The organism is Streptomyces finlayi (assembly GCF_014216315.1).
GTDB lineage: Bacteria > Actinomycetota > Actinomycetes > Streptomycetales > Streptomycetaceae > Streptomyces > Streptomyces finlayi_A.
Genome location: NZ_CP045702.1, coordinates 389,142 through 407,847 on the forward strand (window position 1 = coordinate 389,142; position 18,706 = coordinate 407,847).

24 protein-coding genes and 1 riboswitch are annotated in these 18,706 nt (G+C 71.6%); of the genes, 12 read left to right on the plus strand and 12 right to left on the minus strand.

Features of this window, described 5'->3' with window-relative positions; genetic code table 11:
• Positions 1-278: 278 nt before the first annotated feature.
• Positions 279-827, plus strand: coding sequence for a GNAT family N-acetyltransferase (locus F0344_RS01920; protein ID WP_185302468.1), 549 nt, complete (start codon positions 279-281; stop codon positions 825-827).
• A gap of 134 nt (positions 828-961) precedes the next feature.
• Here F0344_RS01920 and F0344_RS01925 read toward each other — a convergent pair whose 3' ends face one another.
• Both F0344_RS01925 and F0344_RS01930 read right to left on the minus strand, forming a co-directional pair.
• A complete protein-coding gene (locus F0344_RS01925; RefSeq protein ID WP_185297101.1) occupies positions 962-1,735 on the minus strand; it encodes a CbtA family protein in 774 nt (257 codons plus the stop codon).
• Positions 1,736-1,761: 26 nt separating this feature from the next.
• Positions 1,762-1,977 (minus strand): CbtB domain-containing protein, encoded by a 216-nt coding sequence (locus F0344_RS01930; RefSeq protein WP_185297102.1) that lies wholly within the window; start codon positions 1,975-1,977, stop codon positions 1,762-1,764.
• Positions 1,978-1,980: 3 nt separating this feature from the next.
• A riboswitch (adenosylcobalamin (AdoCbl) riboswitch) is annotated at positions 1,981-2,128 on the minus strand.
• Positions 2,129-2,242: 114 nt separating this feature from the next.
• Between F0344_RS01930 and F0344_RS01935 the strand changes: the two genes are divergently transcribed.
• Positions 2,243-2,806 carry a histidine phosphatase family protein gene (locus tag F0344_RS01935; protein WP_185297103.1) on the plus strand — a complete coding sequence of 188 codons (564 nt, stop codon included), beginning with the start codon at positions 2,243-2,245 and terminating at the stop codon, positions 2,804-2,806.
• Positions 2,807-3,021: 215 nt separating this feature from the next.
• Here F0344_RS01935 and F0344_RS01940 read toward each other — a convergent pair whose 3' ends face one another.
• A complete protein-coding gene (locus F0344_RS01940; RefSeq protein ID WP_185297104.1) occupies positions 3,022-3,267 on the minus strand; it encodes a DUF6480 family protein in 246 nt (81 codons plus the stop codon).
• A gap of 153 nt (positions 3,268-3,420) precedes the next feature.
• Between F0344_RS01940 and rpmG the strand changes: the two genes are divergently transcribed.
• Genes rpmG through rpsR form a run of 4 tightly spaced genes read left to right on the plus strand, consistent with a single transcriptional unit; the run spans position 3,421 to position 5,321 of the window.
• The gene (gene rpmG / locus F0344_RS01945; protein WP_015576127.1) at positions 3,421-3,585 is read left to right on the plus strand and encodes a 50S ribosomal protein L33; all 165 of its coding nucleotides are present in this window, start codon (positions 3,421-3,423) and stop codon (positions 3,583-3,585) included.
• 29 nt (positions 3,586-3,614) lie between these two features.
• Positions 3,615-3,869, plus strand: a complete 255-nt coding sequence (locus F0344_RS01950; RefSeq protein ID WP_185297105.1) for a type B 50S ribosomal protein L31 — start codon at positions 3,615-3,617, stop codon at positions 3,867-3,869.
• Positions 3,869-5,059, plus strand: a complete 1,191-nt coding sequence (locus tag F0344_RS01955; protein ID WP_185297106.1) for a CobW family GTP-binding protein — start codon at positions 3,869-3,871, stop codon at positions 5,057-5,059. Before F0344_RS01950 ends, F0344_RS01955 begins: the two co-directional genes overlap by 1 nt.
• Before the next feature lie 37 nt (positions 5,060-5,096).
• On the plus strand, positions 5,097-5,321 hold the full coding sequence (gene rpsR / locus F0344_RS01960) for a 30S ribosomal protein S18 (RefSeq protein WP_185297107.1): 225 nt from the start codon (positions 5,097-5,099) through the stop codon (positions 5,319-5,321).
• Positions 5,322-5,345: 24 nt separating this feature from the next.
• Here rpsR and F0344_RS01965 read toward each other — a convergent pair whose 3' ends face one another.
• A complete protein-coding gene (locus tag F0344_RS01965) occupies positions 5,346-5,726 on the minus strand; it encodes a hypothetical protein (protein WP_185297108.1) in 381 nt (126 codons plus the stop codon).
• Positions 5,727-5,881: 155 nt separating this feature from the next.
• The gene (locus F0344_RS01970) at positions 5,882-7,321 is read right to left on the minus strand and encodes a dihydrolipoyl dehydrogenase family protein (RefSeq protein ID WP_185297109.1); all 1,440 of its coding nucleotides are present in this window, start codon (positions 7,319-7,321) and stop codon (positions 5,882-5,884) included.
• Positions 7,322-7,436: 115 nt separating this feature from the next.
• Between F0344_RS01970 and trxA the strand changes: the two genes are divergently transcribed.
• Positions 7,437-7,826 (plus strand): thioredoxin, encoded by a 390-nt coding sequence (gene trxA / locus F0344_RS01975; protein WP_185297110.1) that lies wholly within the window; start codon positions 7,437-7,439, stop codon positions 7,824-7,826.
• Positions 7,827-7,882: 56 nt separating this feature from the next.
• Here the strand turns inward: trxA and F0344_RS01980 are convergent, their stop codons facing one another.
• The 4 genes from F0344_RS01980 to F0344_RS01995 form a co-directional block, all read right to left on the minus strand.
• On the minus strand, positions 7,883-8,305 hold the full coding sequence (locus F0344_RS01980) for a helix-turn-helix transcriptional regulator (RefSeq protein WP_219732102.1): 423 nt from the start codon (positions 8,303-8,305) through the stop codon (positions 7,883-7,885).
• Positions 8,306-8,359: 54 nt separating this feature from the next.
• Positions 8,360-8,626 (minus strand): hypothetical protein, encoded by a 267-nt coding sequence (locus F0344_RS01985; protein ID WP_185297111.1) that lies wholly within the window; start codon positions 8,624-8,626, stop codon positions 8,360-8,362.
• Positions 8,627-8,687: 61 nt separating this feature from the next.
• A complete protein-coding gene (locus F0344_RS01990; RefSeq protein ID WP_185297112.1) occupies positions 8,688-9,710 on the minus strand; it encodes a LacI family DNA-binding transcriptional regulator in 1,023 nt (340 codons plus the stop codon).
• Positions 9,711-9,786: 76 nt separating this feature from the next.
• Positions 9,787-10,923: a glycosyl hydrolase family 18 protein gene (locus F0344_RS01995; RefSeq protein ID WP_185297113.1), complete on the minus strand. Its 1,137-nt coding sequence runs from the start codon at positions 10,921-10,923 to the stop codon at positions 9,787-9,789.
• A gap of 71 nt (positions 10,924-10,994) precedes the next feature.
• On the opposite strand from F0344_RS01995, the gene F0344_RS02000 reads away from it, so the two are divergent.
• The gene (locus F0344_RS02000; RefSeq protein WP_185297114.1) at positions 10,995-11,462 is read left to right on the plus strand and encodes a type II toxin-antitoxin system PemK/MazF family toxin; all 468 of its coding nucleotides are present in this window, start codon (positions 10,995-10,997) and stop codon (positions 11,460-11,462) included.
• Here F0344_RS02000 and F0344_RS02005 read toward each other — a convergent pair.
• Positions 11,447-12,283: a TIGR02452 family protein gene (locus F0344_RS02005; protein ID WP_185297115.1), complete on the minus strand. Its 837-nt coding sequence runs from the start codon at positions 12,281-12,283 to the stop codon at positions 11,447-11,449. The genes F0344_RS02000 and F0344_RS02005 overlap by 16 nt on opposite strands.
• A gap of 148 nt (positions 12,284-12,431) precedes the next feature.
• Between F0344_RS02005 and egtA the strand changes: the two genes are divergently transcribed.
• The 4 genes from egtA to egtD are packed head-to-tail and all read left to right on the plus strand — an operon-like array spanning position 12,432 to position 16,805.
• The gene (gene egtA, locus F0344_RS02010) at positions 12,432-13,739 is read left to right on the plus strand and encodes an ergothioneine biosynthesis glutamate--cysteine ligase EgtA (protein ID WP_185297116.1); all 1,308 of its coding nucleotides are present in this window, start codon (positions 12,432-12,434) and stop codon (positions 13,737-13,739) included.
• A complete protein-coding gene (gene egtB / locus F0344_RS02015; RefSeq protein WP_185297117.1) occupies positions 13,736-15,091 on the plus strand; it encodes an ergothioneine biosynthesis protein EgtB in 1,356 nt (451 codons plus the stop codon). Before egtA ends, egtB begins: the two co-directional genes overlap by 4 nt.
• Positions 15,091-15,846 carry an ergothioneine biosynthesis protein EgtC gene (gene egtC / locus F0344_RS02020; RefSeq protein ID WP_185297118.1) on the plus strand — a complete coding sequence of 252 codons (756 nt, stop codon included), beginning with the start codon at positions 15,091-15,093 and terminating at the stop codon, positions 15,844-15,846. Before egtB ends, egtC begins: the two co-directional genes overlap by 1 nt.
• Positions 15,843-16,805: an L-histidine N(alpha)-methyltransferase gene (gene egtD, locus F0344_RS02025; RefSeq protein ID WP_185297119.1), complete on the plus strand. Its 963-nt coding sequence runs from the start codon at positions 15,843-15,845 to the stop codon at positions 16,803-16,805. The genes egtC and egtD overlap by 4 nt, the downstream gene beginning before the upstream one ends.
• Here the strand turns inward: egtD and F0344_RS02030 are convergent.
• Both F0344_RS02030 and F0344_RS02035 read right to left on the minus strand, forming a co-directional pair.
• On the minus strand, positions 16,748-17,677 hold the full coding sequence (locus F0344_RS02030) for a lysophospholipid acyltransferase family protein (RefSeq protein WP_185297120.1): 930 nt from the start codon (positions 17,675-17,677) through the stop codon (positions 16,748-16,750). The genes egtD and F0344_RS02030 overlap by 58 nt on opposite strands.
• Complete coding sequence (locus F0344_RS02035) at positions 17,674-18,501, minus strand: GNAT family N-acetyltransferase (protein WP_185297121.1); 828 nt, start codon at positions 18,499-18,501, stop codon at positions 17,674-17,676. The genes F0344_RS02030 and F0344_RS02035 overlap by 4 nt, the downstream gene beginning before the upstream one ends.
• Positions 18,502-18,706 lie beyond the last annotated feature (205 nt).

Consider the following 18,706-nt stretch of genomic DNA (forward strand, 5'->3'; position numbering starts at 1 on the left):
CCCGGGGCTTCGGCTCCGGGCCGCTCTGCGTATGGGAAACACGATCGAGCCACTCCGTCATCAAGGCCACCTCCGCCGTACTGAGCCCAGCGCCGTGGGACTGCCGCAGCAGGGCCCTCAAGGTGGCAGCGGTGGAGGGAACCGCGACGGACGGAGCCGCCGCGCCCGTCGAGTCACCATCGGCGACCACTCCGTAGCGACACCATTGAGCTGTGCCGACCTCCCGGCCGGGCATATTCACGTGCGCCAGGCCCTCGCGCCGTGATACTCCCGCTGCCATGGATGACCTTGCGACAACACGCCTCACCCTCCACCTGATGAGTCCTGCCGAGGTTGCGGACCTGGCGGCGGGGGAACCCGGCGGCAACCTTCGATGGACCCCCGGATACCCGTCCGACGGCGAGAAAGCCGCCGCGAGGCGCTACCTCAACACCTGCGAAACGGTCGGTGACCCCCGGCCGTTCGGATCCTTCGCGATCATTCGGCGCGAGGACGAGCAGGTGATCGGCGGGGCGGGCTTTCACGGTGCACCGGACGAACGTGGCCAGGTGACCATCGGCTACGGCCTGGCCCCCACGGCCCGAGGGAAGGGGTACGCATCCGAAGCCCTGCGCGCCCTGCTGGAATTCGCCCGCTCGCAGGGCGTCACCTCAGCGAAGGGCGACGCGGACCTCGACAACATCGGATCACACCGCGTCATGACGGCGGCCGGTATGCGACTCGTCGGGGTGGATGATCAACTGCATCACTATCGCGTCGAGTTGACCGGCGACGCCCCACAAGAAGCACTTGATGCACCTGAGGCACGAGATCCACGGCGGACATAGGGCTCATAACCTGGCGAGGACCGGCCGCAACAGTGCGACCCGCCGGGCAGAGCCTGGCGGGTCGCGTAGTGGGCCGGTTGGATCAGTGGGAGTGTCGTGGGGACCCGGCCGGCCTGTCCCACGCACCGCCACCGTCAGGTCGGCGAAACCGCCGTCCGGGACGCCGGTCCGGTGCCCGCACGGGAGTTGTCCGGCTTCGGCTCCAGCAGGCGTTCGGCCAGGTATCCGAAGACCACGCCGTAGCCGATCCACAGCGTCGCCTGGATGGCGAGAGTGGACAGCCGGAACTGCCAGAGCAGCGTGGCCGGGAAGTCCTTGCCGACCTCGTTGAACGAGGGCAGGAAGACGTAGGCGAGGCCGATGAGAAGAACGAAGCCGGCGAACGCGGCAATGGACGCGTTCCAGTTGCCCAGACGGGGTGCGAGCCGTCTACCGAGGACGACGGCTCCGAGAGCCAGCAGCACGCTCAGCGCGACCATCAGGAAGAAGAGCGCGGTGCGCTGTCCGATGGTGCCGGGATCACCGACAGCCGGCGGGTTGGCCGGGTACTTCAGGAACGGCACGACGTACACCGTCAGCAGTGCGGCACCGGCGACGAAGGCGGCCGTGGCCCGGGGGCCGAAGGCGCCTATACGGCCGAGCGCGTAGCAGAAGACGAGTGCGGCAATGCCGCCGACCGCGACGCCGAACACCAGGACGCCGGTGGCGAGTCCGCCGGTGGCCTGCATGGTCCGGCTGACGAGTTCCTCGCCGCCGCCGTGGTCATGGTGATGAGCCGCTTCCAGCGCGATGGCTGCGTCCACTTGGGACTCGCCGAGGAAGTAGGCGACGCAGAGAGCGAGCAGACCCGCGACGAGTCCCGCGAGCATCCCGCGGATGAGTACAGCTCTGACAGATATGGAGTTCACGAGATTGTCCCCTGCGTATCGGTTTCTCAGTGGCAGGGGAAGCCGAGCAGATGCCGGCCGTCGTGAACCCACTCATGGACGCCCTCACCGGCGATGACCGAGATGGCGCCCTGCTCGGCGCCGACGAAGTACAGCAGGACGAGCATGAGCATGCCGAAGAAGACCGCCCACGGGGCGAGGGCCTTCAGCGAGACGGGGGTGATGGCGGGTACGCCGGCCGTGGGGGCAGCGGACTGTGCCATGGCAGAACCTCCTGTGGGAACACGCGTCCCGATCGTGGTGCCTGAGACGACAGTGCCGGGTCTGACTTCCCGTACGGGTACGGGTTCACAGTGGCGCGACCGTGCCGGATTCTCACCGGCTTCCGTCACACCGTCGTCATGGTGATCGTGACCATACCGCTCACGGCCGAGGACCGCCATGGTGCAATCAGGACGAGAGCGGGGCCGCGGAGGGACTGTGCCGCGCCCCGGACGGGCCCACGGTTGAGGGAGTGGAAGAAGCTACGTGACGGTACGGGTGATGCTGATCGCGCCCGCGATGAACGCGGCCTTGCGCGAGGCCCGGTTCGAGGGAGACGCGCCCCTCGACGAGGCCGGAGTGCGGCGCGCGCGTGCCGCGGCGGACCGTGTACCGGAGGCGGATCTATGGGTGAGCGGTACCTCCGAACGCTGTCTGCGGACCGCTGACGCGCTCGACGTTCACCCCACGCCCGAACCCGCCCTTGCCGACTGGGACATGGGCCGCTGGCGTGGGAAGCGACTGTCCGACGTGAGCGACGGCGAAGCCGAGGCCGTGGCGGCATGGCTCACCGACCCAACCGCCGCCCCGCACGGTGGCGAGTCGCTGCTGGACCTGTCCGCCCGTGTCGGCAGCTGGCTCGACGGCCTGGAGGAGGGCAGCGGCCGCGTGCTCGCCATCGTCGAGCCCGCCGTCGTACGCGCTGCGGTCGTCCACGGGCTCGGCCTGGCGGCGGCCGGGTTCTGGCGCCTCGACGTGGCCCCCTTGGCACTCACCGAACTCAGCGGCCGCGAGGGGCGCTGGAACCTGAAGTGCGGCCAGGTCCTCTGATCACAGGCGCTGTTGCGGCGGGCAGCTGTCATCGCGGTCGCGCGCACGCCCCCGGCCGCGGCGCATTCATGCCGCTGCTTCGCCGCGCCTGTCACAGACGCTCTTCCGCCGCGGCCATGCCGGCCGACGGAGGCCTCCCGCCACCTACGCCCCTCGAGCGGTAGAGCCGCCCAGCCGCCGATGCGGCGGACGACCCGCGCGGTGGCGCACGCCGGTCATATAAGGATGGCGTAGACGAGGAAGAAGGCCGCCACCACCACCGCGAGGGCGAGGATGGCGAAGAGCGGCCCCTTCGCCCATCCCCTGGGTGGCTCGTTCCACGGCCCCGCCCCCGACATGCTGCTTTCCGCCGGGGGCGTATCGCCGACGGGAACACCCCCGCCGGGTTCCAGGCCGGGGGTATTTCGCGGGTCGGGGTCGGGGACATTGCGCGGGTCCGGGTCGGGATTCGCAGTGCTCATACCTCTCCGCATACCCCTTCAGCCAGAAATGCACCAAATCTCACAAATCTTCCTTGGCCGGACGCGCGGAAGGTGAGCAGCCACCCAAGCGCGCCCGACCGGGAGCACCGGAGCCGTTTTTGAACATGGTAATCATTGCCATATAGTGTCGCCATGGCTCGCAACGAAGTACGCCCGATCATCAAGCTCCGCTCCACCGCCGGCACGGGCTACACCTACGTCACCCGTAAGAACCGGCGGAACGACCCCGACCGGCTCGTGCTGCGCAAATTCGACCCGCTCGTCCGCCGCCACGTGGACTTCCGCGAAGAACGTTGACCCTCTCCCCGGACACGAAGGACATCACCATGCAGCCCGGAATCCACCCCGCCTACGGCCCCGTCGTCTTCCGCGACAAGGCCGCCGACTTCGCCTTCCTCACCCGCTCCACGCTCACCAGCGAGCGCACCGTCGAGTGGGAGGACGGCAACACCTATCCCGTCGTCGATGTGGAGATCTCCTCCGCGAGTCATCCCTTCTACACCGGTACGGCCCGAGTGCTGGACACGGCAGGGCGCGTGGAGCGGTTCGAGCGCCGCTACGGGAGCCGTGAGGGCAGGTGATGGGGGACGATCAGAAGTTGCCCGTCGTCATCGTCTGCGGGCTGCACTCCGACGCCCGCCGCGAGGTGGTGGAGGGACTGCTCAAGAACGTTCCCCACAGTGTCGCGCTGCACCACGATCTGACGACGGCCGGCACGGGGACCGTGCACCGGACACTGCGTGACTCCTCGGGCGAGTTGTCCAGCGGCGACGCGCCTCTCGTCAACGACTGCGCCTGCTGCGCGCTGCGTGAGGATCTGATCCCGGAAGTGGAGCGGCTCGCGGCCGGCGGACTCACCGCGCTCGCTGTCCTCGAACTCTGGGATTCGGTCGAACCGAAGGCCATGGCCGAGGTGATCGCTGCCCACGGGCAGGACTGGGCCGAAGTGAAGAGCGTCATCACCGCGGTCGATCCGGCTCTCGTACAGCCCTACCTCGTCAACGGGGACGATCTCGCGGAAGCGGGGCTCGCCGCGGCGGCAACCGATCAGCGGACCGTCGGAGACACCTGGGCCCGCCAGTTGGAGTACGCGTCCGTCATCGCCCTCGTCGACAGCACGGAGGGCGGAACGGATGAAGGAGGCGGGCAGGGCCGGGAGGCGGACGACGAGGACCGGGCGCTGATCAGGCAGCTCCACCCCTTGGCCCGGCAGGCGGCGGCCGGATCGGACGCGCTGACGGCGCTCGCGATGGCCGGGTTCGATGTGGAAGCGGCCGGTGCCGCCCAGCATCCCGCCTGCGCACTCCTCCCCCAGGACGCCGACGAGGCAGGGGTGAGCACCCTCGTCTGGCGCAGGCACCGGCCCTTCCACCCCGAGCGTCTGTACGCGGCGCTGGAGGATCTGAGCTGCGCGGCCGCCCGCAGCCGGGGCCGCTTCTGGCTCGCGGACCGGCCCGACACCCTCCTGTCCTGGGAGGCCGCCGGCGGCGCACTCTGCGTCGAGAACACGGGCCCGTGGCTCGCGTCGCTGCCGGACGCCGCCTGGGACATGGTGCCGCCCTTCCGGCAGGCCGCCGCCGCCCTGGACTGGCACCCGGTGCACGGCGACTGCTGCCAGCACCTGGTCTTCGTGTCCCCCGGGCTCGACCGCGACGGTCTCACCACGTTGCTGGACTCCTGCCTGCTCACGGACGACGAGTACGGGCCGGGACGCGAGGCGTGGCGCAGCCTGCGTCCCGCTTTCGACTCGCTTCTCGACCCGGTCCACTGACCACCCCGAATCGCCCGCACACTCCCGAGGAGAACTGATGCCGCGCCGCCCGGACCCCCGCAGGCCCGTCAGGCCCCGCCCGAACCCGCTCGACTCCGCCAAGATCACGTACATCGACTACAAGGACACCGAACTGCTGCGCACGTTCATCTCCGACCGGGGCAAGATCCGCAGCCGCCGAGTCACGCGTATCAGTGCGCAGCAGCAGCGCCGCATCGCCACTGCCATCAAGAACGCACGGGAGATGGCCCTGTTGCCTTAGCCCGTCGCCGTCACCGCCCACCCCTCACCCCTTGGTGCGCAGCAGGTGCGTCAGGGCGTCGTAGACCGCTCCGGCGGCTCCCGGGGCGCCCCCGGCAGGCAGCGCGTCGAGGTAGATCGCGCGGAACACGTGCAGCCCGATGCCGAGCCGCCCAGTCGTGGCGGCCACCGCCAGGGCGCCGGCGACCAGAGCCGTGCGGCGCCGCTGCGAGAGGAGGACGCCGCCGGCCACCGGGACGACCGTCGGAACCGGCAGCCAGTTGCCGGCGATCTGCAGGACACTCATGGACGTCTTGACCCTGCCGATGTCGTCCGACCGGACAACGGTGAAGTCCGTGTGGATCTCCGGGATCCGTCCTGCGACCTGCATTCCCTCGAGGGCGAGGGCCGCGGCGGCGTTCTCCACCCCAGCAAAGGGTCGAGGCGTCCGCCGGACACGAAAGCGGTCAAATGGCCGCTCAGGCAGGGGCGTTGGGCCGGACGCAACCGCGCATGTGCCCGGGCGGCATTCGAGTGACGTCCTCCCGCCCGGTCCGCCACCACAACACCCGTCCGGTCGGCTCAGCCCCGGTACGTCTCCAGCAGTCGCAGCCACACCTCGCTGATGGTCGGGTAGGCCGGGACCGCGTGCCACAGGCGGTCGATCGGGACCTCGCCCGCTACCGCGACGGTGGCGGAATGGAGCAGTTCGCCGATGCCGGGGCCGACGAAGGTCACGCCGAGGAGGATGTTCCGGTCCAGGTCCACGATCATGCGGGCCCGGCCCCGGTAGTCCTGTGCGTAGAGTCCCGAGCCCGCTACCGAGGCCAGGTCGTGGTCGACCGCCCGCACCCGGTGGCCCGCCTCTTCCGCCTCCTTGAGGGTGAGGCCGACCGAGGCGGCCTCCGGGTCGGTGAAGACGACCTGGGGCACGGCCGCGTGGTCCGCGGTGGCCGCGTGGGCGCCCCAGCGGTCGGATTCCAGCAGGGGGACGCCCTGGGAGCGGGCCGCGATCGCGGCGCCCGCGATCCGCGCCTGGTACTTGCCCTGGTGGGTCAGGAGCACCCGGTGGTTGACGTCGCCGACCCCGTACAGCCAGGTGCTGCCCCGGACGCGGCAGCTGTCGTCGACGTCGAGCCAGGAGCCGGGTTCCAGGCCCACCGTGTCGAGACCGAGGTCGTCGGTGCGCGGCGCGCGGCCGGTGGCGAAGAGGATCTCGTCCGCCTCCACCCGCTCGCCGTCGTCCAGCTCGACGGTGACGGGCGCGTCCGGAGCCGCTCGCCGCAGCGCGGTGGCGGACACTCCGGTACGGATACGGGCGCCCGCCTCGGTCAGCGCCTCGGCGACCAGCTCACCGGCGAAGGGCTCCATCCTGGGGAGCAGACCCTTGCCGCGGACCAGCATCGTCACCTCGGCTCCGAGTGCCTGCCAGGCCGTGGCCATCTCCACACCGACCGCACCGCCGCCCACCACGATCAGCCGGCCCGGTACCTCCTTCGCGCTGGTCGCCTCGCGGCTGGTCCAGGGACGGGCCTCCGCGATGCCCGGCAGGTCCGGGGTCACGGCCCGGCTGCCCGTGCAGACGGCCACGGCGTGCCGGGCGGTGAGCCGGTGCTCCGTTCCTTCGCTCGTGGTGACGGACACCTGCCTGGCGCCGGTGAGGCGGCCCGTACCCCGGTAGAGGCGCACGCCGATGCCCTCCAGCCACTCGGCCTGCCCGTCGTCCTTCCAGTGGGACGCGCACGCGTCGCGGTGGGCCAGAACCGCGTCCGTGTCGAGCGGCCCCCGCCCGGCGCCGGAGAGGCCCGGAACCCGCCGGGCGTCCGCCCGGGCGACCACCGGGCGCAGCAGGGCCTTGCTCGGCATGCACGCCCAGTAGGAGCATTCGCCGCCGACGAGCTCCGACTCGATCACGGCCGTGCTCAGTCCTGCGGCCCTGGCCCGGTCGGCCACGTTCTCACCGACCGGACCTGCGCCGATCACCACGACGTCGTATTCGGCGTTCTCCACCACATCAGTCATGCGGACAGTCTGGTCGTGGGTGTGCGCGACGGCCACATGGGCAGGCGGAATAGGGCCAGTCCACTCACCGTTGTGCTCGACAGGTCCGAACGGGCCCAGGAAGAGGTATCAGAGTATGAGCACCGTAGAGCTCACCAAGGAAAACTTCGATCAGGTCGTGAGCGACAACGACTTCGTACTGATCGACTTCTGGGCTTCCTGGTGTGGCCCGTGCCGGCAGTTCGCCCCGGTGTACGACTCGGTCTCCGAGCGTCATCCGGACCTGGTGTTCGCCAAGGTCGACACGGAGGCACAGCAGGAGCTGGCGGCGGCTTTCGAGATCCGGTCGATTCCGACGCTGATGATCGTCCGGGAGAACGTCGCGGTCTTCGCGCAGCCCGGCGCGCTTCCCGAGGCGGCCCTCGAGGACGTCATCGGGCAGGCCAGGAACCTGGACATGGACGAGGTACGCAAGTCCGTCGAGGAACAGCAGAAGACGCAGACGCAGGAGCAGAACCAGGCGTAGGCCCGCTCACGCGTCCAGTGCGCCCCGGTCTCCGCCGACCGGGCCGCACGTGCGCGTTACCGGAGGTCCGTGTTGCTGAGCGGTTCCCTGTTTCTGACCGGCCGGGTGTGGATCTTGGAGACGCACGCCGGGACGCCCTCGCCCTGCTCGTGCCCCCGGGCCCGGTACGCGCTGGGGCTCTCGCCCACCAGTTCGGTGAACCGTGTGCTGAACGTCCCCAGCGAGGTGCACCCGACCGCGAAGCAGACGTCTGTCACCGACATGTCGCCGAGGCGCAGCAGCGCCTTCGCCCGCTCGATCCTGCGGGTCATCAGATAGCTGTACGGCGTCTCCCCGAACGCGGCGCGGAAGCTCCGGGAGAAGTGGCCGGGCGACATGTGGGCCGCGAGGGCCAGGGCGGGGACGTTGAGCGGCTCCGCGTAGTCGCGGTCCATCTGGTCGCGTGCCCGGCGGAGCCGGACCAGGTCCGAAAGCGTCACCCGTCCAGGATCGCACGGGCGTCCGTGCGGTGCGGGTCCGTCCGCTGGAAGGCTTCAGTCGTCGCTCTTCTGGGCGATCCGGACCGTGAGCCCGTAGTCCACCTCCGCACCGTCCACCAGCAGGGCTTCCACGGTGTGCGTCGCCGGGTCGATGTCCGCCTCCATGCCGTCCCCGGTGTAGCGGGGGTAGCCGGACGCCCCGGTGTCGCCGGTGGCCGCCACGACCGCCGAGCGGATGGGGGTGCCGGGTTCGGATTCCCCTTCCTCCGACTCGGTGAACTCCGGGACCAACAGGATCTCGTAACTCTGCGGATGGCTCATGCCCAAGACGCTAGACATCCGGTGTGCGTGGCGCACGTCGTCGCGCCGCGGGGAGCACCGTTCAGCTGGACTCGCGGGGTACGGCCGTGGCGCGCAGCAGGTCGTGGCGTTCCGGGGTTCCGCCGGGGTGGCGCACCAGCCGGTCGATCAGTTCGGCGGGGGCCTGCCCTGCCGCCAGTTCCATCCGGACGCTGCTGAGCCGGGGGCGGAGCAGTCTGCCGAGCATGAGATCGTCCGCACCGATCACGGCCGTCTCACCGGGGACCGGGATGCCTGCGTCCTGGAGTGCCCTCATCAGGAGCATGGCGTACTCGTCGTTGTAGGCGAACACGGCGTCCAGGCCCAAGGTCCGCCAGCGGGACGCGAGTTGGGCTGCCGATTCCTCCTCGTACCGCAGGGGCAGCGGCTGTACGTGCGCGCCGGCCGCCTCCGCGGTGCGGCGGGCGCCCACCAGCCGTGGTTCGCCGAAGAGGGCGAGGCCCGGTTCCTGGGGGAGGACCACGCCGATCCGGCGGCGGCCCCGGGCCAGCAGATGGGCGACCGCGCAACTGCCGACCACCCGCTGGTCCATGACCAGGGCGTGCGCTCCGTCGACCGGCTGCGGGCCGAGCGTGATGACGGCCTTGGCACCGGAACGGGTGAGGACGTCTATGCCGTACGGGGTGAGGGCGGGCCCGCCGGGCGAGACGACCGCGACGGGGCGCAGTTCGGCCCACGCCCTGGCCGCCTCGTCCGCGTCGAGGCCCCCGCTGCCGTACTGCACGACGGTGTAGTCGAGGCGGCGCAGATCCGACTGGAGCGCGTGGAAGAACCGCTGGTGGAGCGGGCCCGCCGGGATGTGCCAGGTGGGCAGGAGCACCATCCGGCTGTGCCCGGCGCGCAGGCTTCGGGCTGCCGCGTGCGGAACGTAGCCGAGGTCGGATGCCGCTTCCCTGACCCTGCGGCGGGTCTGTTCGCTGATCCGTACGGTCGCGTTGTTGTTCAGTACGTAGGACACGGTGGCCCGCGAGACTCCGGCCAGGCGCGCCACGTCGGCGCTGGTCGGCACGGAGGTCATGGTGGGCTGCTCGGGTAACTGGCTCATGGCGTCCGGCAGTCTTCCAGACCGGTTCGCCGTGCCCGTGCGCCGGGGCACCTGTCAGGGCGCCGGCCGGCCGGGCTCAGCCCCGGGCCAGTACCGGCCACACGTCGGGGTCCTCGAAGTTCAGGGCCCAGATCGCGGTGTTGCGGACACCGTGGCGGCGCAGCACCGGCATGTGCGCGGCGACTCCGCGGGCGTCCTGGTACCAGACCTCGCGGCGCTCGTCGCCGTCCAGATAGCTGAAGTGGGGTGTTCCGGAAGCCTTGTCGAACTGGTAGGGAGCCCCCTCCTTGCGGCGGAGGGCTTCGGCCGTCTTCCACGTCACGTGTCCGGTCCTGGCCTTGCTGGCGGGATCGGACGGCCAGTCCCAGCCGTAGGCGGGCAGTCCCATCTCCAGCTTCTCCGCGGGGACGAGGGCGGTGGCGCGGGTCAGGATGTCGTCGTACCAGGCGGTGTCGGAGATGGGGCCGGGTGTGCCGCTCGACCAGTGGAGGTTGTAGCCCATGATCCGCATCCGGTCGGCGACGCGGCCGATCGCCTCGTAGTCCCAGATGCGCCCGGTGGTCCTGGTCTTCGGGAACACCGTGATCACGCACTGCTTGCCCAGCTTGTGGAGGCGTGCGCAGAGGTCGGTGGCGAGGGCGGTGAAGCCGTCGCGGACCTGACGGTAGGTGCTCTCACCGGTGGCGGCGATGGACTCGTAGTCGAGGTCGAGGCCGTCGTAGTCGCGTGTGCGGACCGTACGCATCAGGGCGTCGGCGTGTTCCTCGCGCTGTGCGGGGTCGGTGAGGATCGAGGCGAGGGCGCCCTTCTTCATCGTCTCCATGACGGTGGGTACGACCTTCGCCCCGGCGCGGTGCAGTCCGTCGATGACGCGGCGCTCCCCCGCGCCAGGGTGCGGGTCGATCCGGCCGGCCGAAACGGCCTGGTACCAGAAGGGGCTGACGGTGTGCAGTTGCTCCGAGTGGCGCAGTGCGTCCTGGTACGCGCCCTCCTGGTCCCAGTAGGGCAGCCACGCCGACACGGTGCGCGGGAGGGCGGCCCCACCGCCCGCGGGGGGCTCGGGCTCCGGGCCCGGCGCGTTCGCCGGGAGGGACGGGGGCGGTGACTGGGCTGACGCCACGGCAGAGGCCGTGGGGAGCAGGGCCGCTGCGAGCAGCCCGGCGATGGTGAGGGCGACGGTACGGGAGGGATGTGCGAGGACTCCGATGACCATGTGGTCGAGCTTGATGCCCTTTCAGCCGCCCCGCTCCATGGAATGGGCCGTACAGGTTCTACGGTGTCGGGATGACGTTCCTCCACAGCTCAGCCACCACTGACAGCTCGTCCGACTTTCCCGGCCGCAACGGTCCGACCGCCACGGTGGAGGCGGACCCGCGCGACACGGGCCCGGTCCGCACCGCCTACGCGCCCAACCGGGACGGTGATCCCGACCCGGGCGAGATCGTCTGGACCTGGGTGCCGTTCGAGGAGAACAACGGGGAGGGCAAGGACCGGCCCGTGCTCGTGGTGGCGCGCGAGGAGGGCGGGACGCTGCTCGCCGTACAGCTCTCCAGCAAGCAGCACGACCTGGACCGGGAATGGGTCGCGCTCGGCGCGGGGCCCTGGGACAGCTCGGGGCGTCAGTCCTGGGTCGACCTGGACCGGCTGCTGCGGGTGCAGGAGGACGGGATGCGACGGGAGGCCTGTTCGCTGGACCGGGAACGGTTCGACCGTGTGGCCGAGCGGCTGCGGGAGCGTTACGGCTGGCGCTGACCGGCGAACGTCCGGGTGAACGCCGCCCGGGTGGCGGAGTCGGGGCCGCGGTCGAGGATGCCGAAGACGATCTGTTCGAAGTGGCCCGCGAACCGGCCACCGGCGCCGAGCAGTGTGTGGAAGGCGCCGGCCACGTCCGCGGGGTCGTTCTGGAACACGCCGCAGCCCCAGGCGCCGAGCACGAGCCTGCGGTAGCCCCGCACCGCTGCCACTTCGAGGACCCGTTCGGCACGGCGCACGAGGACGGCCGGTATGCGGTCCGCCTCCTCGGGGGCCGTGCGGCGGATCACTCCGGCGTTGGGTGCCGGAGAGGTGAGGAAACCCACGGTGTACGGGGTGTCGAGGAGGTGCCCCCGGTCGTCGCGGAAGACCGGGACGCCGGGTGAGTGAATCACCCGGTCGGTGTAGAAGGTGCTGCGTTCGGCACGGTGGTGCGCGTAGAAATCGGGCACCCGCAGCAGGGTCGCGTAGAGCGCCGAGCCCCGGCACAGGGCTTCTTCCTGGGCCTGTGCGCCGTTCAGGTAGCCGCCGCCGGGATTGCGGGCCGAAGCGTACGTCAGGACGCCGACCTTGCCCCTCGCCTCGCCGGTCAGCCGCTGCGCGGCCTGCAGGCTGCTCTCGGCGGTCACCTCGAAGGCCGTGACACGGTCGGTGTCCAGGACGGCGACGGGGACCGGCTCCGGGCCGTACAGCCGGGTGCCGGAGAGCGCGGCGGTCAGAGCGCGTTCGATGCTCACCTCACGGCCCGCGGGCGTGCGGTAGCGGCCGGCCTCGACGACGGCCTCGGTCTCTCGCGCGATACCGCGCAGTCTCGCGCTCATCGGCGCGTCCCCGTGTGGTGCATACGGGGCATGCTCGGTGTTGCACCGGCATGGGCGCAAGCGGATTCACGAACGCCGGGGGCACTCTTGTGCGATCTCCCGGAAGCGGTTTGGGTGGTACGGAGAGACCCGGACAGGAGGACCGCACATGCCCCCGGAATCCCCCGGAGCAGACCGTCAGGCGGAGCGCGGCGCACCTCTCGGTGAGAGTGAGGCCGAGGATTTACTGCGCGGCATCTGCTTCAAGACAGGCCCCCCGCGCAAGGTCGGCGTGGAACTCGAATGGCTCATTCACGACCGTGAGAATCCCGAAACCCCAGTCGCGGAGGACCGGCTCGGCTCGGCTGCCGACGCCGTACGCGCCCTGCCTCTGAGCGCGTCCCTGACCTTCGAACCGGGCGGCCAGCTGGAGCTCAGCTCCGCCCCCGCCGACTCGCTGATGGAGTGCGTCGACGCCATCAGCGCGGATCTTTCCGCGGTGCGCGCCACACTCGGGCTGGCGGATCTCGTCCCTGTGGGCCTGGGCGTCGATCCCTGGCATCCTCCGCGCCGTCTGCTGCGGGAGCCTCGCTACGCCGCCATGGAACGCGCCCTGGACCGCTCGGGCCCTTCCGGGCGCGCCATGATGTGCACATCCGCGTCCATCCAGGTGTGTCTGGACGCCGGCGAGGAGGAGCCGGGGCCGCTCGGGTACGGGCGCCGCTGGCATCTGGCGCATCTGCTGGGCGCCGTGCTCGTGGCCGCGTTCGCCAACTCGCCGTTCCGGGAGGGACGGGCCTCGGGGTGGCGTTCCGCCCGGCAGGCACTCTGGGCGGATCTCGATCCGGAACGCTCGCTCGCCCCGTCCGGCCGTCTCGCACCGCGCGACGCCTGGACGGCCCACGCACTGGACACCCCCGTGATGTGCGTCCGGAGCGACGAAGGCCCCTGGGAGGTCCCCGACGGACTCACCTTCCGCGCCTGGATGCGCGGCGACGGCCCGCGGCCACCCGTACGGGCCGATCTCGACTACCACCTCACCACCCTCTTTCCGCCGGTCCGCCCGCGCGGACACCTCGAACTGCGCATGATCGACGCGCAGAGCGGTGAGGACGGCTGGCTCGTGCCGCTGGCCGTCACCACGGCCCTGTTCGACGATCCGGAAGCGGCGGAATCCGTGTACCGCACGGTGAAGCCGCTGGCCGAGACGGCGGGCCCGCTGGCCGCTCCCCGCAATCCGCTGTGGACCGGCGCCGCCCGTGACGGTCTGAGCGACCCGGAGCTCGGGGCGACGGCCATCGCCTGCTTCGAGGCGGCTCTGGACGCGCTGCCCCGCATCGGAGCGGGCAAGGCCGTCCAGGACACCGTCGCGGCCTTCCACGACCGGTTCGTCGCCCGGGGACGCTGTCCGGCCGACGACCTGACCGACCGCGCACCCGACGGCACGCCGCTCCAGGGAAGGGGCATCACCTCATGACCGACCTCTCCGCCGACGGCTTCCCGGCCGACGCCGCCGCCGTGGGCCTGGACCCCGAAGCGCTCAGGCAGCGCGCCCTCGCCGCGCTCCTGACGGCCCGCGAGCGCACCGCCCTGCTCACCGACAGCGTGGACGACGGCGAACTGATGGCGCAGCACTCCCCGTTGATGTCTCCGCTGGTCTGGGACCTGGCGCACATCGGAAATCAGGAGGAGCAGTGGCTCCTCCGGGCCGTCGGGGGCCGCGAGGCGATGCGCCCTGAGATCGACGGCTTGTACGACGCCTTCGAGCACTCCCGGGCGAGCCGCCCCTCGCTGCCGCTGCTGCCGCCCGCCGAGGCGCGGGCCTACGCCGCGGACGTACGCGGCCGGGCTCTGGACATCCTCGAGGGGACCCCGCTGCACGAGGGGGGCGGACCGCTCGCACGGGCCGGGTTCGCGTTCGGAATGATCGCGCAGCACGAACAGCAGCACGACGAGACCATGCTGATCACCCACCAGCTGAGGGCGGGCCCGGCCGTGCTCTCCGCGCCCGAGCCGCCCGGGCCCGCCGACCCGACCGGACTGCCTGCCGAGGTCCTCGTGGCCGAGGGGCCGTTCACGATGGGCAGCTCGGCGGACCCCTGGGCGCTGGACAACGAACGGCCCGCACACCGGCGCGAGGTCGCGGGCTTCTTCATCGACACCTCTCCCGTCACCTGTGGTGACTACGAGCGGTTCATCGAGGACGGCGGCTACTCCGAACGTCGCTGGTGGGCACCGGAGGGCTGGGACATGATCCGGGCGAACGGGCTCACGGCACCTCTGTTCTGGCTCCGGGACTCCGGGCAGTGGCTGCGCCGCCGCTTCGGGGTGACCGAGCCGGTACCGCGGGACGAGCCCGTACTGCACGTCAGCTGGTACGAGGCGGACGCGTACGCCCGCTGGACGGGCAGGCGGCTGCCCACGGAGAGCGAGTGGGAGAAGGCGGCTCGTCACGACCCGGCCTCGGGCCGCTCGCTGCGCTATCCGTGGGGCGACGAGGACCCGGCCCCGGACCGCGCCAATCTGGGCCAGCGGCATCTGCGCCCGGCCCGGGCGGGTGCCTATCCGGCGGGCAGGTCGCCGCACGGCGTGGGCCAGTTGATGGGCGACGTGTGGGAGTGGACGTCGAGCGACTTCCTCCCGTACCCCGGTTTCGCGCCCTTCCCGTACCGGGAGTACTCCGATGTGTTCTTCGGCCCGGAGCACAAGGTGCTGCGCGGAGGTTCGTTCGCCGTGGACGCGGTGGCCTGTCGCGGCACTTTCCGCAACTGGGACCTTCCGGTGCGCAGGCAGATCTTCTCCGGCTTCCGCACCGCGAAGGACGCCTGATGTGCCGTCACCTCGCGTACAGCGGGGTGCCGGTGGCTCTCGGCGAGGTCCTGGTGTCGCCCGGACACTCCCTGGTGCGCCAGTCCTGGGAGCCACGCCGGCAGAGGTACGGAACCGTCAACGCGGACGGTTTCGGGGTCGGCTGGTACGCGGAAGGGGACCCGGTGCCGGGTCGCTACCGGCGCCAGGGGCCGGTCTGGGGCGACGAGACCTTCGCCGACCTCGCCCGGGTCGTACGGAGCACGGCGTTCCTCGCCGCTGTCCGCGACGCCACGGCAGCGGGCGCGGACGGCGAGGCGGCTGCCGCGCCGTTCGCCGCGGACGGCCTGCTGTTCAGCCACAACGGAGCGGTGAAGGGCTGGCCGGACTCCTTGGCGGCACCGGCCGGAACCCTGCCCGCCGCCGCACTCCTCACCCTCGCCGCCCGCAGCGACTCGGCACTGGTCTGGGCACTCGTGCGCCACCGGATCGCCGAGGGGGACTCCCTCACCCAGGCCGTATCCGACACCGTCACCGAGGTCGCGGCCTCGGCCCCCGGTTCCCGGCTGAACCTGCTGCTCACCGACGGTTCCACGATCGTGGCGACCGCCTGGGGCGACACCCTTTGGTACCTCACGGAGCCGGGCCGCCGCACGGTGGTGGCCTCGGAGCCGTACGACGACGAGCCGCTGTGGCGCGAGGTTCCCGACCGCACCCTGCTGACCGCGACCCGCAGCGACGTAACTCTGACCCCGCTCAAGGAGCCCACCGCGTGAGTCCCTTTCAACTGACCCGCACCCTGCCGGTGGACGCGACGGACGCGGCACTGCGTGCCGACGTGCTCAGCGGCCTGAACCGGCAGCCGAAGACGCTGCCGCCCAAGTGGTTCTACGACGCGCACGGCAGCGACCTGTTCGAGGAGATCACCCGGCTCCCCGAGTACTACCCGACGCGTGCCGAGCGCGAGATCCTTGTCGCCCGCGCCGCGCAGATCGCGGAGGCGTCGGGGGCCAGGACCCTGATCGAGCTGGGCTCGGGCTCGTCGGAGAAGACCCGGCATCTGCTGGACGCCCTCCCGGGGCTGCACACCTACGTACCCGTCGATGTCAGCGAGAGCGCGCTGCGAGGCGCGGCAGACGTCCTGCTCGCCGAGCGGCCCGGTCTGTCCGTGCACGCGCTCATCGCGGACTTCACCCATGTCCTGCGCCTCCCCGATACGCCGGGGCCCCGGCTGGTCGCGTTCCTCGGCGGGACCATCGGGAACCTGCTGCCGGAGGAAAGGGAGCAGTTCCTCCATTCCGTACGGGAGTTGCTGTCTCCCGGCGACAGTCTGCTGATCGGCACGGATCTGGTGAAGGACGAGGCCACGCTCGTCGCGGCGTACGACGACGCGGCCGGGGTGACGGCGGCCTTCAACAAGAACGTGCTGTCCGTCATGAACCGTGAGCTGGGGGCCGACTTCCCGCCCGGCGACTTCGATCACGTCGCGGTGTGGGACCCGGACACGGAGTGGATCGAGATGCGGCTGCGCGCCCGCCGGGCTCTCACGGTGAAGATCCCGGAGGTGGACCTCGTGGTGACGTTCGCGGCCGGGGAGGAGATGCGCACGGAGGTGTCGGCCAAGTTCCGCGAGGAGCGGGTGCGGAGCGAACTGGCGGATGCGGGGCTGCGGCTCGATCACTGGTGGACCGACGCGGCGGGCCGCTTCGCGCTGTCCCTGGCCACGGCGTTCTGAGCGGCGCGGGCGAGCGCGCGCCTGCCGGGTGCCGCCGCCGCGGGAATCGGCGGGAGCAGGTGGATCTCCGCGGTGAGTCCGGCGGCCGTGACCACCCGCCAGAGGGAAGCGGCGAGGAGATCGTCGCCGACGAACGCGACCGCGCCGGTGTGAACCGGGTCCCCGCCCGCAGAGCCCGCTGACCGGTGCCCGCAGGGCCCGGCCGGGGCCCCGTCCACCAGGGCGGGGCCCCTTCGCACGACGCGGTAGCCGAGGTGCACCGGGCGGACGGTGGCGCCCGCGTCGATCGCCGCCTGGAACACCGCGGGTCCGAACCTCCCGCCGGGACCCCGTCCGCAGCGGGTGGTGCCCTCCGGGAACACCACCACCCGGGACCCGGTCCTCAGCGCCTCCGCCACGGTGCGTACGGCCTCCGGCAGCGCGCGCAGGCGGTCCCTTTCGATGAAGAGCGTGCCTCCGAGGGCGGCGAGGGGGCCGAGCACCGGCCAGTCGCGTATCTCCCTCTTGCCGAGCATCCGGCCGGGGAGCACAGCCGCCACGAGCGGGATGTCCAGCCAGGAGACGTGGTTGGCGACCACCAGTTCGCCCGCCGGGTGCTCCCCCCGTCGGCCTGCCCCGGCCACCGCGGGCTCCCCGGTGATCCGCACCCGCACCCCGAAGGCCCGCACCACGCGGTACGCCCACCAGCGGATCAGCCGCGCACGGTGAGCGGACCGGAGGAGCAGCACGGCCGGGACGCACACCACTCCGCAGAGGGTGAGCAGGCTCCCGGCCAGGAGCAGGACGGTGGCGGGCAGCGGCCCCCGCCTCTCGCCCGGGTGGCCGGCGCAGCCCTGCGGTGTGCAGGGGGCGACGGGCAGCCAGCCGCTCATCGCATCGGGGCGAGCGAGAGGAAGTGGCGCAGATAGCGCGGGTCCGTGCGGCGCAGGGAGAGCAGGACGTAGAGGTCGGCCACGTTGAAGTCGGGGTCGTACGCGGGTGCTCCGCAGACCCAGGCCCCGAGGCGGAGGTAGCCACGGAGCAGCGGCGGCAGGGCGGCGCGCGGCGCCGGAGCTCCGGCGGGTCCGGTGGCGCTCCAGAGGCGGTGCGGGGTGACCCAGTACTCCTGGGGCGCCAGGTGCTTCGTCCGGACGGTGTCCCAGCCGGCGGCGGCCAGCGCGCCGCCGTCGGCGAGGGGTATGGAGCAGCAGCCGGCGATCCAGTTGTGGCCGCCGCGTTCCATGTAGCGGGCCAGTCCGGCCCAGATGAGGGCGATGACGGCGCCGTCCCGGTGCGCGGGGTGGACGCACGACCGGCCGACTTCGACGAGGTCGTCCCGGATGGGCGCCAGCCTGCTGAGGTCGAACTCGCTCTCCGCGTAGAGGCGTCCGGCTGCACGGGCCCGCTCGGGGGGCAGCAGGCGGTAGGTGGCCACGACGTCTCCGGTGGCCGTCTCGCGTACCAGGAGGTGGTCGCAGTAGGCGTCGAAGGCGTCGCTGTCGAGGCCGGGCTCGGGGCTGTCGAGCAGGGCGCCGAGTTCGCCCGCGAAGACCTGGTGACGCAGCCGCTGGGCGGCGCGTACGTCTTCCTGGCCGGCGGCGAGGGACACCCGGTAGGCCGGGACGGGCGGGGGGACGGGGGCGGGTTCGGCGGCCGGGGTCGGGGCCGGGGCGAACGGGGCGCGGGAGGCGAGCGGGGTGAGCGGCAGCGCGGTCATGGCAGTCTCCGGGGACGGATCAGCGAGGGCGGCTGCCGGGCCGCCGCGATGCCGCGACGGCCCGGCCCCTTACTTCTTCCGTGACCGGCTGGAATCGACGTGACCGCAACGGAGAGCGGGGATGTGCGACGGCTGAATCCCGGGCGCGTGCCCCTCCTGCGGAACCGGTGCGGACCAGTGCGGATCGGTGCGGATCGGTGCGGAC

Coding starts and splice junctions, on each gene's coding strand:
- F0344_RS02030 (WP_185297120.1), bottom strand. CDS start 17,677: ATGAGCGGCTGGCTGCCCGTCGCCCCCTGCACACCGCAGGGCTGCGCC.
- egtA (WP_185297116.1), top strand. CDS start 12,432: ATGCCCCCGGAATCCCCCGGAGCAGACCGTCAGGCGGAGCGCGGCGCA.
- F0344_RS01940 (WP_185297104.1), bottom strand. CDS start 3,267: ATGAGCACTGCGAATCCCGACCCGGACCCGCGCAATGTCCCCGACCCC.
- egtC (WP_185297118.1), top strand. CDS start 15,091: ATGTGCCGTCACCTCGCGTACAGCGGGGTGCCGGTGGCTCTCGGCGAG.
- rpsR (WP_185297107.1), top strand. CDS start 5,097: ATGCCGCGCCGCCCGGACCCCCGCAGGCCCGTCAGGCCCCGCCCGAAC.
- F0344_RS02005 (WP_185297115.1), bottom strand. CDS start 12,283: ATGAGCGCGAGACTGCGCGGTATCGCGCGAGAGACCGAGGCCGTCGTC.
- F0344_RS02000 (WP_185297114.1), top strand. CDS start 10,995: ATGACGTTCCTCCACAGCTCAGCCACCACTGACAGCTCGTCCGACTTT.
- trxA (WP_185297110.1), top strand. CDS start 7,437: ATGAGCACCGTAGAGCTCACCAAGGAAAACTTCGATCAGGTCGTGAGC.
- F0344_RS01990 (WP_185297112.1), bottom strand. CDS start 9,710: ATGAGCCAGTTACCCGAGCAGCCCACCATGACCTCCGTGCCGACCAGC.
- F0344_RS01985 (WP_185297111.1), bottom strand. CDS start 8,626: ATGAGCCATCCGCAGAGTTACGAGATCCTGTTGGTCCCGGAGTTCACC.
- F0344_RS01970 (WP_185297109.1), bottom strand. CDS start 7,321: ATGACTGATGTGGTGGAGAACGCCGAATACGACGTCGTGGTGATCGGC.
- F0344_RS01995 (WP_185297113.1), bottom strand. CDS start 10,923: ATGGTCATCGGAGTCCTCGCACATCCCTCCCGTACCGTCGCCCTCACC.
- F0344_RS01955 (WP_185297106.1), top strand. CDS start 3,869: ATGGGGGACGATCAGAAGTTGCCCGTCGTCATCGTCTGCGGGCTGCAC.
- F0344_RS02035 (WP_185297121.1), bottom strand. CDS start 18,501: ATGACCGCGCTGCCGCTCACCCCGCTCGCCTCCCGCGCCCCGTTCGCC.
- F0344_RS01920 (WP_185302468.1), top strand. CDS start 279: ATGGATGACCTTGCGACAACACGCCTCACCCTCCACCTGATGAGTCCT.
- egtB (WP_185297117.1), top strand. CDS start 13,736: ATGACCGACCTCTCCGCCGACGGCTTCCCGGCCGACGCCGCCGCCGTG.
- F0344_RS01950 (WP_185297105.1), top strand. CDS start 3,615: ATGCAGCCCGGAATCCACCCCGCCTACGGCCCCGTCGTCTTCCGCGAC.
- rpmG (WP_015576127.1), top strand. CDS start 3,421: ATGGCTCGCAACGAAGTACGCCCGATCATCAAGCTCCGCTCCACCGCC.
- F0344_RS01930 (WP_185297102.1), bottom strand. CDS start 1,977: ATGGCACAGTCCGCTGCCCCCACGGCCGGCGTACCCGCCATCACCCCC.